This is a genomic window from Pseudomonas sp. 21615526 (assembly GCF_013386245.1).
Taxonomy (GTDB): Bacteria; Pseudomonadota; Gammaproteobacteria; order Pseudomonadales; family Pseudomonadaceae; genus Aquipseudomonas.
Map to the genome: position 1 here is coordinate 1 of NZ_JACAOM010000078.1, position 14964 is coordinate 14964.

The window sequence follows — 14964 nt, forward strand, 5'->3', positions numbered from 1 at the left end:
TTTAAACTGTATTCCTACCGTTTCTTCAGCGTCGGCTCTTTGGCCATGCACTCCACCAGATAATCAATAAACACCCGCAACTTCGGCGGCAGGTACCGCGTCGGCGAATGCAGTAGCCACGCATCCCCGTGGTACGACGAAATGAAATCCCACCCCGGCAACACCTGCACCACCTCCCCCGCCTCCAGCGCATGCCGCGCCGTGAAATACGGCAAGCTGCCAATCCCCACATGTTGCAATACCGCATCCAGCCGCACGCCTGTGTGATTCGCCGCATACCGCCCGCGCACGCCCACCGTCACCGCCTTGCTGCCCTGGCGAAACTTCCAGCGCGCATCCCCCGGCGTCTCACCCAGGTAGATGCAACTGTGCTCCAGCAAATCATGGGGATGCTGCGGCGTACCATGCTCCGCCAGGTACCGCGGCGTGGCGCAGNNTGCTCAGGTCGACATTGTCGTCAATCAGGTCCACATGCCGGTCCTCCAGGATCAACTGCACGTCGACCTTGGGATAACGCCGCAAAAACTCCGGCATATGCGGATGCACCACAAAACGCCCTACTGCCTTGGGCACGCTGACCCGCACCAGCCCTTCGGCTTCATGGGTGTATTGGCCGCTGATTTCCATCACCGACCGCGCAGCACTGACCATTTCCTGGCAGCGCTTGAACACCTCTTCGCCGCCTTCGCTGAGGCGCAATTTGCGCGTGGTGCGTTGCAACAGGCGAGTCGCCAGGGCCTTTTCCAGGCGTGAGATGCTGCGGCTCACGGAGGACGGTGATGCTCCCAGTTGGCGCGCAGCCTCGGAGAAGCTGCCGGTTTCCACCACCTTGACGAAAATCGCCATTTCGCCCAGCAGCGGTAAGGGAAGATTGATGCTCATGACGCACAAGTCCATTGAGATTTGAACGGATTATCACCCATTGGCGCACTTCTTATACTGCCGGTTAGAAACCCTGATGCGGATATAAATGATGACCCAGCGCCTGTTTTTTACCCATGACCACCTGAATGCCGAACTTGAAGTGCTGGGATGCACACCTTTTGATAACCAGTTTGCGGTAATCCTGCAGTCCACAATCTTCCATCCACAAGGTGGCGGCCAGCCCTCCGACACCGGCTGGCTCGGGGAAAGCCAGGTGTTGAAGGTGGTGCAGGAAGGCGATCATGTCGTGCATTACGTAGACCGCCCCGTGGCTCCCGGCGTGATCCAGGCACGCGTCGATGAAGACCGCCGCACCTTGCACACGCGCCTGCACTCGGCCGGGCATCTGATCGGCAATGCCGGTGAAACCCTGGGCTGGATGCCGATCAAGGCTCATCACTGGCCGGGCGAAGGCAAGATCACCTTTATTCGCGGCACCTCGGCCCAGGCCATGGACGCCGAGGCGATCCAGCGGCAAGTCGACCAATGGATCGCCGCCAACCTGCCGCGCCATATGGCCCTGGATGACGGTACGCGGCAAGTGGGTTTTGGCGACCTGCCGGCCTATGCCTGCGGCGGCACGCACGTGCAGGCATTGGGGGACGTGGGCCAGGTGACGATCCTGGCCCTCTCCGAGAAAAAGGGAGCATTGTCGGTGCGCTATACCCTGAACTGACTAAACCGCAATCGCCCCCGCCCTGCCCGGCTCCACCACGAACGACTTGAGGGTCGAGACGCTGGCGTTCGGATCCCGGGCATCGGAAATCACCCGGAAGTTCGTCAGCATATTCCTCTCCTCAAGCGCCACCGACACATAGCCGCGCTGGCGGCTGTCGAAAAACTTCACATGGGGATTGAGGGGCAGGATCGCACTGAACGCATCAAATGGCGGCCCGTCAGACGTCACCGACGTGCCGACAAACTCGGTCGCGACCACGGGCGAATCCGGATTCCCTGCGTCAGCGTGCAGGTCCGTCGTCCAGAACGAGTGAATATCGCCGCCCCAGAACACCGGGTTATTCACCTTTCTGCGCACCATCGACGCAAGCATCCGCTCACGGTTGGCCATGTAACCATCCCAGCCATCGGTCCAGCGGCCGGGCTTGTGGTTGGTCAGGTCACGTTGCGTGAGCGGCGCGACCAACAGGTCCTGGGCGATCACGTTCCATTGTGCCCGGGACTCGGCAAAACCCTGATCCAGCCAAGCCTCCTGCTCCCAGCCGAGCATGGTGCGACGGGGATCGCGCAGGTCAGCACAGGTGTTCGCGGCCACATGTCCCTTGTGGCTGCCATTGGCCAGGATGCATGGCTGCTCGGAGCGGTACTGACGCCCATCCAGCACATGGAAACGCGCCAGCCGGCCGTAGTCCAAACGCCGATAGAGGCGCATGTCCGGCCCGCGCGGCAGGCTGCTGGCCCGCAGCGGCATGTGCTCGTAGAAGGCCTGGTAGGCCGCCGCCCGCTGCTTGAGAAAACTCGTCACCGGGATGTTCGGGTCCTGGGACCACTGGCTGGCATAGTCGTTTTGCACTTCGTGATCGTCCCAGGTGACCACACTGGGCGCCGCAGCATGCAGTGCCTGCAAATCCGGATCGGTCTTGTACAGGGCGTAGCGGTCGCGGTAATCCACCAGATTCAACGCATTGCCGCTGCCGTGGGGGCGAATGATTTTGCCGGAATCAGCCGCGTAGGAACTGTCATAGATGTAATCCCCGAGGAAAAACACCAGGTCAGGCTGCTCGGCGGCCAAATGCCGATAGGCGCTGAAGTAGCCTCGCTCCCAATGGGAGCAGGAGACAAAACCCAACTGCGCTGATGCCATGGCATGCACCGCCGGCGCAGTGCGCGACTGGCCCACCGGGCTTTGCGCACCGAGGCCTTCGAACTGGTACCAGTAAGGTCGACCCGCCTCCAGCCCGGCGACTTCCACATGCACCGAATGGGCGAAACGCTCGCTGGCCATCACCTCGCCCTGGCGCACAACGCGCGTCATCGCTGCATCGCGGGCCACCTTCCAGCGCACCGGCACCGCTCGGCTCAGGCCACCCCGACCGTCGGCGGCATTGAACAGCGGCGCGAGGCGCGTCCAGATCACGAAACCATCGGGCAATGGATCGCCTGACGCCACGCCGAGGGTGAAGGGATAGTCGATGCCTGCACTACGGGCAAACGGGCTGAGGATCGAAAACGCCGTGGCAACTGCAAGCCCGCCCAGTACGCGACGGCGATCGTGATTCACACTCATCAACTGCGCTCCTTCCAATCGGCACGCACCAGGCCATACAACAACATGTCCTCGTGCACCCCATTCTTGAGGAAGGCGCCCTTCATGCACCCTTCGTAACCCAAGCCAATTTTTTCCATGACCCGAGCGGACCCTTTGTTACGAGCAAAGCACTGGCTGCCCACACGCTGCAGCGCCAATTCGCTGAACCCAAACGCCATGATCTGTGCCGCTGCTTCGGCGGCATAACCCTGGCTTCGAGAATGGGCGGCCACCCAATACCCGAGATGCCCACTTCGATGAGCAGCAGATAATCTGAGACTGATCACGCCGATCAATTCGCCAGTTTCCCGCAGATGAATCCCCAGCCCCAGTGAATGCCCCGAGCGGTAATTCTCTGCCTGGCCATCAATAAAGGCGTGTGCGGTTTCCAAGGTGTATGGCGATGGAATCGCAGCCGTGTTGTTCGCAATATCGGGATCGTTGGCCAGCACCGACAACGTCTCGGCCTGCTCCTTTTGCAGAGGCTTCAACAGCAGTCGCGGGGTGGATAAATGCGGCAGTGCAATGCTCATGCAGGGGGACTCGCGAAATAAATTCTCCAAGAATGTACCCGCGTCGTGTCAGTTTCATTACGTAGATAAATAGACCCACGAGTCGTCTGTAAGACGCGTCCTAGAGCCTTAAAAGCTTAAATTAAAGTTAACCATTCGGTCATTTTTGGTTGCTAGCGTGTCGCCCCTAATCAACTGCGGGGTAGCGGAATGAGAACTTGGGATGAACCCAAAAAACGCAAGGCACACATCGAACTGATCCCGATGATCGACGTGATGATGTTCCTGTTGGTGTTTTTTGTACTGGTGAGTTTGAACGTGATTCCGGCCCTGGGCATGAAGACTCAGCTGCCGAGCGCCAGCAGTTCACAGCAGCTCAAGCCGCAAAATAAATTCATCCTGACCCTGGGCCTGGAAGGTCAGCTGCAGCTCGATGGCAAGGACCTGACCGTCGACGCGCTGGTGCCTGCACTCAAGGCCGGCGAGAAGCCAGACACCAAGTCGACGATCATCGTCAACAGCGACAAAGGCGTGGAAGTGTCGCGCCTGGTCGAGGTGATGGACACCCTGCGCCTGGGTGGCTTTACCTCTGTCTCCATCGCCACGAAAAAGTCCTGATCATGTATGCCTTGTTTCGTGCGCGTCGGCTGCTGGGCAGTGTCCCGGCCCTGATCGCCCTGGTGCTGATTGCACTGGGTATCCAGTCCCAACCCCTGAAGATCCAGCCGCAGTACGACGAGTCGGCGGTTGAACTCGCGCTGGTCGAGCCCGAGCCGGAAGTGGTCCCCGAGCCCGTGGTGGAAGAACCGCCGCCACCGCCGCCGGTGATCGAAGACGAGGAGGCCGAACCTGCCCCTCCGCCTCCGCCACCCAAGCCGATCCCCAAACCACTGCCAAAGCCTGAGCCCAAGCCAAAACCGGTGCCCAAGCCCGTGGTCGCCAAGCCAACGCCTGTGCCTGCGCCAGCTCCGGTGGCCGCCAAGCCGGTGCAAGCCGCTCCCGCTCCCACGCCAGCACCCGCTGCGCCACCGGCGCCGCCGAAAGTCGACGGCCAGGCACTGGAAGGCGGCTACCTCAAGGGCTTGCGCAACGAGTTGGACACCTACAAGCAATACCCCACCGGGCGCCAGGCGTCCCTTGAACGCCCGAGTGGCGAGGTGGTGGTCTGGTTAATGGTGGACCGCCAAGGCCGCGTCCTCGACTCCGGGATCCAGACCCCGGCGCCGAGCATGCTGCTCAACCGGGCCGCCACCAACAGCCTGCGCCGTATCAAGCAGGTGAAACCGTTCCCCGAACAAGCCTTCGGTGGACGTAACGAGCAGCGCTTCACCGCCACCTTCAACTACAGCGTGCAATAAGCACACACCACCAGGACGACAGTGATGAAGTTCACCCGGATTCATCTGGCACTCGTTGCCGCGACGAGCATGACCCATGGAGTGGTCATGGCAGATACCAGCGACAGTGACGTCGGGACTATTGGGGTACAGGGCAAGGCAACCGCTGGGGGCGGTTACATGGTCCAGGAAGAGAGCGCCAAGGGCCGCTCGACCATCACCAAGGAAGCGTTGGACAAACAGACGGCCACCGGCAACGCCATCGACAAGCTCAAGTACACCCCGGGCCTGAACATCTCCAGTGAAGACAACACCGGCCTCTCGGGTTTCCGCTTCACCATGCGCGGCATGAACTCCGACCAGGTCGGTATGTCGGTGGACGGCATGCCGATCAACGACTCCGGCAACTACGCGTTGTACTCCAACCTGTTGGGCGACCCGGAAAACATCGACCAGATTTTCGTCACCCAGGGCTCGTCGGAAGCCGACGGCCCGCACATCGGTTCCAGCGGCGGCAACATCGGCATCGTGACCATTCGCCCCACCAAGGAAACCGGTGCCTTCGTCAAGCAAGTGGTCGGCAGCAACGCCACCCGCAAGACCTTCGCCCGCCTCAATACCGGTGAAGTCAACGGCCTGAGCAACTGGCTGTCGGCTTCTCACACCGAAGGCCAGATGTGGCGCGGCTCGGGTGCCGTGCGTGCGGACAAGGTGGAGTGGAACAGCTTCTTCGACGCCGGCAACGGCAACACCGCCAACCTGATCCTCAAGTACCACGAGCAGGACAACAACAGTTACAGCCAGTTGACCAAGGCACAGTTCCAGCAGTACGGCCGCAAGTACGACCCGTACCCGGCGACACCGGCGGTGGGCGCCAACGGCAAGGTCAGCAGCTACTACGACTTGGCGCAGAACCCGTTCCAGACCTTTACCGCCGTGCTCAACACCCAGTACAAGCTGAGCGACAACCTGTCCCTCTCGGTGATCCCGTATTACTACTACGGCAACGGCAGCGGCGTGGGCTCCTCGGCCTATGCGCTGAACAGTGGCTCGAACAAGGGCGGCGTTTTCGACCTCGGCAACCTGCCGACACAGGCTCAATACAACGCCGACGGTTCCGCGACCACCGGCGTCTACTACCGCCCTTCGCGCACCCAGACCTGGCGCCCGGGCATCACCACCAAGCTGAACTGGGACCTGGGCGACCACAGCCTGCAATTCGGCTACTGGTATGAACGCGCCCGCCAAAGCCAGACCCAACCGTTCATTGCCCTCAAGAACAACGGCAAGCCAAGCGATACCTGGCCCGACGGCAACTCCGTGGTCGACGCCAACGGCAACACCGTACAGGGTCGCGACCGCTACACCGTGACGCCGGCGCAAAAGGTCTGGACCCAGGACACCTGGTACATCAACTCGGACTGGACGTTGATCGCGGGCATTGCCTACATGAACGTCGAGCGTGACGGCACCAACCACGGCAGCCTCACCGAGCAACCCGGCAAGGCCAGCCAGACCTACAACAAACTGCTGCCCAACGCCGGCCTGAAATACCAGCTCGACGAGCGTGACCAGTTGTTCTACAGCCTGTCGCGCAACATGCGTATTCCACAGAACTACGTGCTGTACGACAAAGGCGTCGGCTCCCTCGACTCCAAGCCGGAACTCAGCTGGAACCAGGAACTGGGCTGGCGCTACACCGGCGAAGACAGCACCCTCGCCGCGACCCTGTTCTACATGCAGTTCAAGAATCGCCAGCTCACCTCCCTGGACAGCAACGGTGATTCCGCCGACATCAACGCCGGCACCGTCATCAACAAAGGCCTGGAACTGGAGTGGAGCGGCAAGCTGCCGCACAACTTCAACTACTACACCTCCTACACCTACACCAGCTCCAAGCAGCAGGACGACCTGACCGTCTACAGCGCCGGCAAGCCGATCGTGCTGCCCACCAGCGGCAAGCAGTTCGCCAACGTGCCGACCAACATGCTGGCGGCCAACATCGGCTATGACGACGGGCGCTTCTACGGCACCTTCGGCGGCAAGTTCACCAGCAAGCTCTATGGCGACCTGACCAACGACGAAGCCATCTCCGCCCGCACCATCTTCAACCTCGGCGCCGGTATCTACCTGCCGGTGGACAAGAAAGTCGTCAAGGACGCAACCCTGCGCCTGAACGTCGACAACCTGTTCGACAAGAAGTACCTGGACGGCGTGTACACCACCAAGACCAACTCGGCGAGCTACAGCGGTTTCCGCGATGGCGACCCGGCCTACATCGTTGGGCTTGACCGCACCGTCACCGTTTCCCTGGAAGCCAATTTCTAACTGCGAGGCTCAGCATCATGGACATGAACCTGCTTCACCAAATCACCTTTTATGTGATGTACGCCGCACTGGCGATTGCAATCTTCATCACCATCGAACGTGGCATCTACTTCGCCTACGTGCGCCGCCAGGCCCGTGCATTGACCGAAGTGCTGGGCGCCAATGTGCACAGCGAACGCGACCTGCCGGAAAACCTGACTCGCCGTGACAGCCTGCCGCTGAGCATGGTGCTGCCGATCCTGGCGCAGAAGGCGTCCCATGGTTCGCGCAAGGACCTGGACGACGAGATCGAAACCCAGTACCTCAAGACCCGCGCGCCGCTGTCGCGCAGCCTGTGGATCATCGAAACCATCACCACCGCCGCGCCGCTGCTCGGCCTGCTGGGGACCATCCTCGGCATCATCGACACCTTCAAGGCGCTGGCCAGTGCCGGTGTGTCCGACCCGGGCCAGATTTCCGGTGGTATCGGTACGGCCCTGTTCGCCACGGGTTTGGGTATCGCCATCGCGCTGTTCTGCGTGGTGTTCCACAACTTCTTCCAGGACAGCCTGGAACGCATCAACGACCAGCTGAAAATCCTGCTGATCCGCGCGGCAACCGGTGCCCGCGTGCAGGGTGAAGTGCCGCACCTGGTACCGACCCCGCTGCACACCCGCACTGCGTGACCTTCCCGGGGCGGGCGCATCATGCGCCCGCCCTTTTTTTTGCCCGATGAGACGCCTATGTCCATATCGCTGAAATTACGTATCGCCGGCCTTGCAGGCCTGCTCCTCAGTCCGCTTGCCCAGGCGGACTTTTCAATTCCGGGATTTGAGTTGGTACACACCGTGCCAGTGGACACCCAACTTGGCACCGCCGATCTGCGCCAGCCCGGCCCCGTGTGGATCCAGCTGTTCGACGGCGCGAAAAGCCGCATCGACATCGGCCAGTTCTACGCGGCCGACCATCCTGGCTCGGTGATGGACAAGGTGATTGAACACCTGGAAGCCGCCGGCAAACGCGGGGTGAAAATTCGCTTCCTGCTGGAAGAAAAAGGCGTGCGGCTGTCGGAAGCCTCGACCCTGGAGCGCCTGAAAGCCATTCCCAACCTGACCTTCCGCATCCTGCCCTATGGCAAGCTGAGTGGCGGGATCATCCACGCCAAGTACATGGTAGTGGATGGCAAGCAGGCGTTTATCGGCAGCCAGAACTTCGACTGGCGTTCGCTGGAGCATATCCACGAAACCGGGCTGTTGATCAGTGATGCAAACGTCGTCGCCCAGACCCAGGCCATTTTTGAACAGGACTGGCAGGCCCAGGCTGCGTTGGCCGACAACCAGCCTGTTGCCCTGCCCGCCACAGGCGCCACACCGGCACGCACCGGCAACTACCTGGTAGCCAGCCCCCAGCGCTACAACCCGCCGGGTGTGGGTGATTCGCAGCTGGAACTGCCACGTCTGCTGGGCGAGGCGAAAAAGGAAGTGCGCGTACAACTGCTGGACTACGCGCCGCTGTCCTATGGACCTGACAGAACCCGGCCTTACTACGCGATGATCGACAATGCAGTGCGTGCAGCGGCAGCGCGCGGGGTCTCGATCAAGTTGATGGTATCCAACTGGAACACCGAAGCACTGGAATTGCCGTACCTGAAAAGCCTGGCGGTGCTGCCGAATGTCGAGGTCAAGATCGTCACGCTGCCCGAGGCCAGGCAAGGATTTATTCCTTATGCGCGGGTGATCCACAGCAAGACCATGGAAATCGACGGGCAAGTGGCGTGGGTGGGCACCAGTAACTGGCTGGGGGGTTATTTCGATAACTCGCGCAACCTGGAAGTGGTGATGCGCAGTGAAGCGATGGCCAAGCGCGTGGGAGATTTACACGAGCAACTGTGGGACGGGCCGTATGCCAAGGCATTGGACGTGACAAGCGAATACCCGGAGCCGCATCCGGGCAAGCCGTGAGCCGTTGCCTGCAAATCCCATGATTTGCGGGCAATGTCACATTGCCAGATATGAATGTTGCACTTTTCCGCCGTTGCGCTGACCAACCCTGCACACCTCATGGATGGAGAGCAGGGATGAACACCACACGCAATGGACTGTACGGTACGGCGCTGGTTTGGGCGGCCATCGGGCTGGCAGGTTGTGCCAATTCCATGACCTCCACCGGGGTGCCGGGGGTGAAGATGGGCGACAGCTATGAGCAGGTACTCGCCGTGGTCAGCCGTGATAATACGGTGACCAGGAAGATCGACGGGCAGGGATTCCGGGCTGAGGGTTACTCGCAGACATTCAGGGATTGTCGCAGCACATATTTTATCTTCCAGGGCGCCGATGGCTTGCAGATGGTCAGCCATGAGCCCGCACCGCATCTGTCGGTCAGCCAGAACTGCCGCCAGCCATGAGCACTTTACGTGTCATTCCCGCCCTGTTCCTGGTGCTCCTCAGCGGCTGTGGCCAGGTATATAACGTCCGCTCCCTCAACACCGCCTACACAGCGCCACCGTCTGCCGAGACGGCGCGCTTGCGCATTATCAGCGACGGCATGGTGCGCGCAGTGCCCGGGCGCGATTGTCTGGACTGGAATGTTCCCGGAGCAGGCGTGATGGTGTCCGCCAAATCCGGCTTCGCCGACCGCAATGGCGCAAGCCTGGGGATGCCGGGGCCGATTTACACCTGGGACGGTGCGGTGTCGTCCGAACAGGTGATTCCGGCGAACACGCCCATTGCCTTTCATTACCTTGGGTTGCCGCAATATGGCCGGCAATGTTTCAACACCATGACCTTTATCCCCAAGCCCGGCATGGACTACATGGTGCGAGCATCAATGTCCGGGAGTTGCTCATTCGAGCTTGCTGAGCTGCCGAAAGGTGCCGAACGATGGAGTCCGATTGAACCGACGCCATCGGGAAGGCTATCGATGTGCCATGCGATGGATAATTTCTAGCGGTACAAACGCAACGTGGGCCGAGGCATTGCACTCCGGCTCACAAAAAACCCACAAACAAAAACGCCGATCATTGCTGATCGGCGTTTTCGTTAAATATGGAGCGGGAAACGAGACTCGAACTCGCGACCCCGACCTTGGCAAGGTCGTGCTCTACCAACTGAGCTATTCCCGCAAATGGCGTCCCCTAGGGGACTCGAACCCCTGTTACCGCCGTGAAAGGGCGGTGTCCTAGGCCACTAGACGAAGGGGACACGCTACTGAAACACATGGTGTGTATTTCAGTGCCCAGAGATTAAATCCGAAGATTACGCCCTGGTTTCACTCAGTGCCGCCCGAGGGCAACACTGCTTAAATTTGGAGCGGGAAACGAGACTCGAACTCGCGACCCCGACCTTGGCAAGGTCGTGCTCTACCAACTGAGCTATTCCCGCATATGGCGTCCCCTAGGGGACTCGAACCCCTGTTACCGCCGTGAAAGGGCGGTGTCCTAGGCCACTAGACGAAGGGGACACACGTACAACATTCACTCCCTACCGCGTTTCGCTGTGTGCTTTACGCTGTAAGTGGCGCGCATTCTATGGATGGATTGGGAGGTCGTCAACCCCCAAGGATAAATTTATTTAAATCAATGACTTCGCCGTGGTTTACGGGGGTTGCAAGGGTTTCTCGCCGTCCAGGCTTTGGCGCCTATATTCTGGCGTTCCACAAGGCGCTATAGTTCGCCACAGCAAATGATGGCAATGTGCATCTACGCAGGGACTGCCCCGCTATATAGAAGAAACTACTGACGCAACTGGTCGCTCAGTCCTATCCGGTCACTGCACCAGTCACTACACTTCAATGCAAACCCCATAAAGAGGTCACACCGGTGACACCACTCATGATCACCCTGCTGGTAATAGCCGGGATCGTAATACTGATCGCCATTGGCTACATGAACCACGTGGTGGAAAACAATAAGCTGGAAAAGAACCGGACCCGGATCGAACTCAATGACCGGCTGCGCCGCTGCGGCGAAATCACCGAGACCTTCCCTGGCCAGTTGATGACGCCGCGACTCAAGTTGCTGCTGACCCGCCTGGAGCTCAACGTCAATCAGCGCCTGCTGAACCTCGACAAGTCCAATGCGTCGCTCAAGGCACGCATCACTGAACTCAACGCACTGGTGGCCCAGGGCGAATCGATTCCGGTGAACAACCCGCCCGGCCCGATCCAGACCGAAGCCAAGGCCAAGGATGTACGTTTCCTGCTCGAAGCACTGCATGGCCAGGTGACCCGAGCGGCCCAGGACGGTTTCCTGCCGACCAATGAAGCCAAGCACTGGATCAAGGAAATCCGCCATATCCTGGTGCTGCTGCACATCGAGTTCTTCAATAACCTGGGCCAGCACGCGCTGCAACAAGGCCAGCCGGGCCAGGCTCGCCTGGCGTTCGAACGCGGCGTGCAGTACCTGCGCAAGCAACCGGAGCCGGTGGTGTACAGCCAGCAGCTGCAATTGCTCGAGAAACAGCTGGCGCGCGCCAACTCCATGGTGCTGTCCAACCTTGAACCGGCTGAAGACGAGGTCAACGAATTGACCGAAGGCTTGAAAGTGGTGGATGCGGACGCCGACTGGAAGAAGAAAGCCATCTACGACTGATCCCCTGCCATTGTGGTGGGCGGCAAACCCGCTCGCCACATGCCATCACTCTGCACCTATCCCCTTCCCCTCGAATAGCGTAAAAAAGGCCCCTCTCTCCGTTAACGAAAAGGGCTTCGCCATGCCTGTCGTGCTCATCGATGGACAACCGCTGCATTACCTCGACCAGGGCACCGGCCCGGCCGTTCTCCTCGGTTCCAGCTACCTGTGGGACAGCCAGATGTGGGCGCCGCAGATCGAAGCCCTGTCGCAACAGTACCGGGTGATCGTCCCCGAGCTTTGGGGCCACGGCGAGTCCGGCGCACTGCCTGCAAACACTGCATCCCTGGACGACCTCGCACGCCAGCACCTGGCGCTGCTGGATCACCTGGACATTGCCCAGGTCAACCTCGTGGGCTTGTCGGTCGGCGGCATGTGGGGCGCACGCCTGGCGCTGCTGGCTCCCGAGCGGGTCAACAGCCTGGTGCTGATGGACACGCACCTGGGCGCCGAGCCGGAAGCCACTCGCCAATACTACTTTTCGCTGTTCAAGATGATCGAAGATGCCGGCGCCATTCCGGAACCGCTGCTGGATGTGGTGGCACCGATCTTCTTCCGTCCCGGTATCGACCGGGAGTCGGCCTTGTACCAGGATTTCCGCAACGCACTGCAGGCCTTCCCCAAGGAACGCCTGGTGCACAGCATCGTGCCCCTGGGCCGGATTATCTTCAGCCGCGCGGATGTGCTGGAACAACTGGCGCGCCTCGACACCGACACCACCCTGGTGATGTGTGGCGAGCAGGACAAGCCACGCCCACCGGCCGAATCAGAAGAAATGGCGGCCTTGATCGGCTGCGCGCTGACGTTGATTCCGCACGCCGGGCATATCTCCAGCCGGGAAAACCCCGATTTCGTCAACGAAGCGCTGCTGACCTTCCTGGCCAACAACGCCTGACCGCCCTGCCCTTTGATCGCCGCAGGCCTGCGGTGATCAAAGGCGGAAGTGCCCGACCATCCCCTTAAGCTCCGTACCCAACTGCGCCAGCTCGATGCTCGACGCTGCATTGCCCTGCATGCTCAACGCCGATTGATCGGCACTCGCACGGATGCTGGTGACGCTGCGGTTGATTTCCTCGGCCACCGAGCTTTGCTCTTCGGCCGCTGCGGCAATCTGCTGGTTCATCTGCTGGATCAACGACACCGCCGCCGCGATGCTGCCCAGGGCGCTTTCGGTTTCCAGGGCATCACTGACCGCCAGCTTGACCAGTTCGCCGCTCTGCCTGATCTGCTGCACCGAAGCCTGCGCAGCGCTGCGCAAGGTACTCACCAACCGTTCGATTTCCTCGGTCGATTGCTGGGTGCGCTTGGCCAGCGCCCGCACCTCGTCGGCCACCACGGCAAAACCGCGGCCCTGCTCGCCCGCCCGCGCTGCCTCGATGGCCGCATTCAGCGCCAGCAGGTTGGTTTGCTCGGCCACGCTCTTGATCACCTCAAGGACGGTACCGATAGTCTGGATCTCCGCGCTCAGGCTTTCGATGCTGGTACTGGCGGAGGTCGCGGAGCTGGCCAGCAACTCGATACGCTGCAAGCTCTGACGCACCACCTGCTGGCCGCTGTCGACCTTGTCATCCGCCGTCTGCGCCGCCTGGGCCGCTTCTTCGGCGTTGCGCGCCACATCGTGCACGGTGGCGGTCATCTGGTTCATGGCCGTGGCCACCTGCTCGGTTTCTTCCTTCTGGCTGCTGACCTCGATATTGGTCTGCTCGGTGACGCTGGACAGCGAATGGGCCGAGCTGGCCAGTTGCTCGATACCCGCCTGCAACCCGCTGACCATGCTGCTCAGGCCGCTGCTCATCTGTTGCATCGCGAGCATCAACTGGCCCATCTCGTCCCGGCGACTGACTTCCATACGGCCACTGAGATCACCGGCGGCAATCTGCTGGGCCACTGCAATCACGCTGCGCAACGGTGCAACGATCAAACGGGTAATGATCCACGCGGCAATCAGCCCGACCAATAACGCCAACGCCGAAGAACCGATGATCAGCAACGCGCTTTTCTTCAACTGCGACTGCATCGACAGGTCTTCTGCGTCGTAGGCCTGATTGACCCGGGTGACCACTTCGGCTGCGCGCTCGTGCAACTGCTTGTAGACGACTTTTTCCTGGGCCAGCAGCCCGGTGTATTCGCCGAGTTTTTCACTGAAGGCCGCGATATGCCCGGACACTTCGTTAAGCACGGTTTGGTAGCCAGGATCCTTGACGGTGGTTTTCAGCTGTTCGACCTGGGCCAGGGCCTGATCGGCCTGCTCGATCTTGCCTTGCTCGGCGTTCTCGTCATCGCCCTTGCGGCTCTGGTCCAGGCGCACGTGCGCTTCGTTCATGGCCTGCAGCATCAGGCGCGAGACCTGGCTGACCTGCCCCGCCTGCTCGATGAATTCGGCACCTTCCTTGCCCTGGCTTTCCTTGAGGCCATAGGCGCCGTCGTCCGCCAGCCCGGCCTGCAACACATCAAGGTTGTTGGCGACACTGGAGACCGACCAACTGGCCATTTCCAGCGCCAGGTCCTTGGTCTGGGTCAGCTCGACAAACTCATCGAACGCCTTGCGATACGCCGCCAGCGCCTGCTCGACGTCGCTCATCACCGGGACATTGGCAGGCGACTGGGCCTTGAGAATTACCGCCTGGGCCGCCAACGCGTCGACACTTTCGTGCAAGGCGTCCACCGACTTGGGGTCGGCATGCAACGCGTAGTCCTGCTCGATCAAGCGCACCTTGAGCAAGCCGCTGTTGAGCGCCGACATGGCTTTAAGGCCCTCGAAGCGCTGGCCAACGGTTTGCAGCGACCATACGCCAATTGCGGCCACCAATGCCGTCAACAGCAGTACCAGGACAAAGCCCAAGCCCAGTTTCTTGGCCATACCGAGGTTGGCAAAACGTCGTTGCACGGCAGAAATCATTGCACTTGAGTCCTCTTGCAATGGCGAATGCCATCAAGCCAGGTTTCGATGCAGCGAGATTCGCAACCCCGGGGCACTGAATACAAGGGTTT

13 protein-coding genes, 4 tRNA genes and 2 pseudogenes are annotated in these 14964 nt (G+C 60.7%); 10 read left to right on the plus strand and 9 right to left on the minus strand.

What is annotated here, in order from left to right:
- Nucleotides 1-14 precede the first annotated feature (14 nt).
- Nucleotides 15-882: pseudogene (locus tag HX786_RS22020) on the minus strand (LysR substrate-binding domain-containing protein).
- Between the two features lie 91 nt (nucleotides 883-973).
- Between HX786_RS22020 and HX786_RS22025 the strand changes: the two are divergent.
- The gene (locus tag HX786_RS22025; RefSeq protein ID WP_177021208.1) at nucleotides 974-1600 is read left to right on the plus strand and encodes an alanyl-tRNA editing protein; all 627 of its coding nucleotides are present in this window, start codon (nucleotides 974-976) and stop codon (nucleotides 1598-1600) included.
- Here HX786_RS22025 and HX786_RS22030 read toward each other — a convergent pair whose 3' ends face one another.
- Together HX786_RS22030 and HX786_RS22035 are read right to left on the minus strand one after the other, a co-directional pair.
- On the minus strand, nucleotides 1601-3169 hold the full coding sequence (locus tag HX786_RS22030) for an alkaline phosphatase (RefSeq protein WP_178912586.1): 1569 nt from the start codon (nucleotides 3167-3169) through the stop codon (nucleotides 1601-1603).
- Nucleotides 3169-3723: a GNAT family N-acetyltransferase gene (locus HX786_RS22035; RefSeq protein ID WP_003217211.1), complete on the minus strand. Its 555-nt coding sequence runs from the start codon at nucleotides 3721-3723 to the stop codon at nucleotides 3169-3171. The genes HX786_RS22030 and HX786_RS22035 overlap by 1 nt, the downstream gene beginning before the upstream one ends.
- 189 nt (nucleotides 3724-3912) lie before the next feature.
- Between HX786_RS22035 and HX786_RS22040 the strand changes: the two genes are divergently transcribed.
- From HX786_RS22040 to HX786_RS22070, 7 genes are all read left to right on the plus strand, one after another.
- On the plus strand, nucleotides 3913-4320 hold the full coding sequence (locus HX786_RS22040; RefSeq protein WP_003217209.1) for a biopolymer transporter ExbD: 408 nt from the start codon (nucleotides 3913-3915) through the stop codon (nucleotides 4318-4320).
- A 2-nt stretch (nucleotides 4321-4322) separates the two neighbouring features.
- Nucleotides 4323-5060 (plus strand): energy transducer TonB, encoded by a 738-nt coding sequence (locus HX786_RS22045; RefSeq protein WP_003217207.1) that lies wholly within the window; start codon nucleotides 4323-4325, stop codon nucleotides 5058-5060.
- 24 nt (nucleotides 5061-5084) lie between these two features.
- On the plus strand, nucleotides 5085-7367 hold the full coding sequence (locus HX786_RS22050; protein WP_008431274.1) for a TonB-dependent receptor: 2283 nt from the start codon (nucleotides 5085-5087) through the stop codon (nucleotides 7365-7367).
- A 17-nt stretch (nucleotides 7368-7384) separates the two neighbouring features.
- On the plus strand, nucleotides 7385-8032 hold the full coding sequence (locus HX786_RS22055) for a MotA/TolQ/ExbB proton channel family protein (protein WP_003217203.1): 648 nt from the start codon (nucleotides 7385-7387) through the stop codon (nucleotides 8030-8032).
- A gap of 57 nt (nucleotides 8033-8089) precedes the next feature.
- A complete protein-coding gene (locus tag HX786_RS22060; RefSeq protein WP_003217201.1) occupies nucleotides 8090-9307 on the plus strand; it encodes a phospholipase D-like domain-containing protein in 1218 nt (405 codons plus the stop codon).
- 116 nt (nucleotides 9308-9423) lie between these two features.
- Nucleotides 9424-9750, plus strand: coding sequence for a hypothetical protein (locus HX786_RS22065; protein ID WP_087695362.1), 327 nt, complete (start codon nucleotides 9424-9426; stop codon nucleotides 9748-9750).
- Nucleotides 9747-10292, plus strand: coding sequence for a hypothetical protein (locus HX786_RS22070; RefSeq protein WP_177010084.1), 546 nt, complete (start codon nucleotides 9747-9749; stop codon nucleotides 10290-10292). The genes HX786_RS22065 and HX786_RS22070 overlap by 4 nt, the downstream gene beginning before the upstream one ends.
- A 99-nt stretch (nucleotides 10293-10391) precedes the next feature.
- Here HX786_RS22070 and HX786_RS22075 read toward each other — a convergent pair.
- The 4 genes from HX786_RS22075 to HX786_RS22090 all read right to left on the minus strand — a co-directional run bounded on the left by HX786_RS22075 (nucleotide 10392) and on the right by HX786_RS22090 (nucleotide 10805).
- Nucleotides 10392-10467 (minus strand) — tRNA-Gly (locus tag HX786_RS22075).
- Nucleotides 10468-10470: 3 nt separating this feature from the next.
- A tRNA-Glu gene (locus tag HX786_RS22080) sits at nucleotides 10471-10546 on the minus strand.
- A gap of 104 nt (nucleotides 10547-10650) precedes the next feature.
- Nucleotides 10651-10726 (minus strand) — tRNA-Gly (locus tag HX786_RS22085).
- A 3-nt stretch (nucleotides 10727-10729) separates the two neighbouring features.
- Nucleotides 10730-10805: transfer RNA gene (locus tag HX786_RS22090), tRNA-Glu, on the minus strand.
- 370 nt (nucleotides 10806-11175) lie between these two features.
- Between HX786_RS22090 and HX786_RS22095 the strand changes: the two genes are divergently transcribed.
- A complete protein-coding gene (locus HX786_RS22095) occupies nucleotides 11176-11934 on the plus strand; it encodes a hypothetical protein (RefSeq protein ID WP_003217193.1) in 759 nt (252 codons plus the stop codon).
- A gap of 121 nt (nucleotides 11935-12055) precedes the next feature.
- Nucleotides 12056-12868: an alpha/beta fold hydrolase gene (locus HX786_RS22100; protein WP_102606303.1), complete on the plus strand. Its 813-nt coding sequence runs from the start codon at nucleotides 12056-12058 to the stop codon at nucleotides 12866-12868.
- Between the two features lie 36 nt (nucleotides 12869-12904).
- On the opposite strand, the gene HX786_RS32360 is transcribed toward HX786_RS22100, so the two are convergent.
- Both HX786_RS32360 and HX786_RS32365 read right to left on the minus strand, forming a co-directional pair.
- Complete coding sequence (locus tag HX786_RS32360) at nucleotides 12905-13786, minus strand: methyl-accepting chemotaxis protein (RefSeq protein WP_371315662.1); 882 nt, start codon at nucleotides 13784-13786, stop codon at nucleotides 12905-12907.
- A pseudogene (locus HX786_RS32365) lies at nucleotides 13766-14872 on the minus strand (HAMP domain-containing protein); the annotation flags it as partial. The gene HX786_RS32360 and the pseudogene HX786_RS32365, both read right to left, overlap by 21 nt.
- Nucleotides 14873-14964: the final 92 nt, after the last annotated feature.

Coding starts and splice junctions, on each gene's coding strand:
- HX786_RS22070 (WP_177010084.1), top strand. CDS start 9,747: ATGAGCACTTTACGTGTCATTCCCGCCCTGTTCCTGGTGCTCCTCAGC.
- HX786_RS22095 (WP_003217193.1), top strand. CDS start 11,176: ATGATCACCCTGCTGGTAATAGCCGGGATCGTAATACTGATCGCCATT.
- HX786_RS22035 (WP_003217211.1), bottom strand. CDS start 3,723: ATGAGCATTGCACTGCCGCATTTATCCACCCCGCGACTGCTGTTGAAG.
- HX786_RS22050 (WP_008431274.1), top strand. CDS start 5,085: ATGAAGTTCACCCGGATTCATCTGGCACTCGTTGCCGCGACGAGCATG.
- HX786_RS22025 (WP_177021208.1), top strand. CDS start 974: ATGACCCAGCGCCTGTTTTTTACCCATGACCACCTGAATGCCGAACTT.
- HX786_RS22065 (WP_087695362.1), top strand. CDS start 9,424: ATGAACACCACACGCAATGGACTGTACGGTACGGCGCTGGTTTGGGCG.
- HX786_RS32360 (WP_371315662.1), bottom strand. CDS start 13,786: ATGCTCGCGATGCAACAGATGAGCAGCGGCCTGAGCAGCATGGTCAGC.
- HX786_RS22060 (WP_003217201.1), top strand. CDS start 8,090: ATGTCCATATCGCTGAAATTACGTATCGCCGGCCTTGCAGGCCTGCTC.
- HX786_RS22100 (WP_102606303.1), top strand. CDS start 12,056: ATGCCTGTCGTGCTCATCGATGGACAACCGCTGCATTACCTCGACCAG.
- HX786_RS22045 (WP_003217207.1), top strand. CDS start 4,323: ATGTATGCCTTGTTTCGTGCGCGTCGGCTGCTGGGCAGTGTCCCGGCC.
- HX786_RS22040 (WP_003217209.1), top strand. CDS start 3,913: ATGAGAACTTGGGATGAACCCAAAAAACGCAAGGCACACATCGAACTG.
- HX786_RS22055 (WP_003217203.1), top strand. CDS start 7,385: ATGGACATGAACCTGCTTCACCAAATCACCTTTTATGTGATGTACGCC.
- HX786_RS22030 (WP_178912586.1), bottom strand. CDS start 3,169: ATGAGTGTGAATCACGATCGCCGTCGCGTACTGGGCGGGCTTGCAGTT.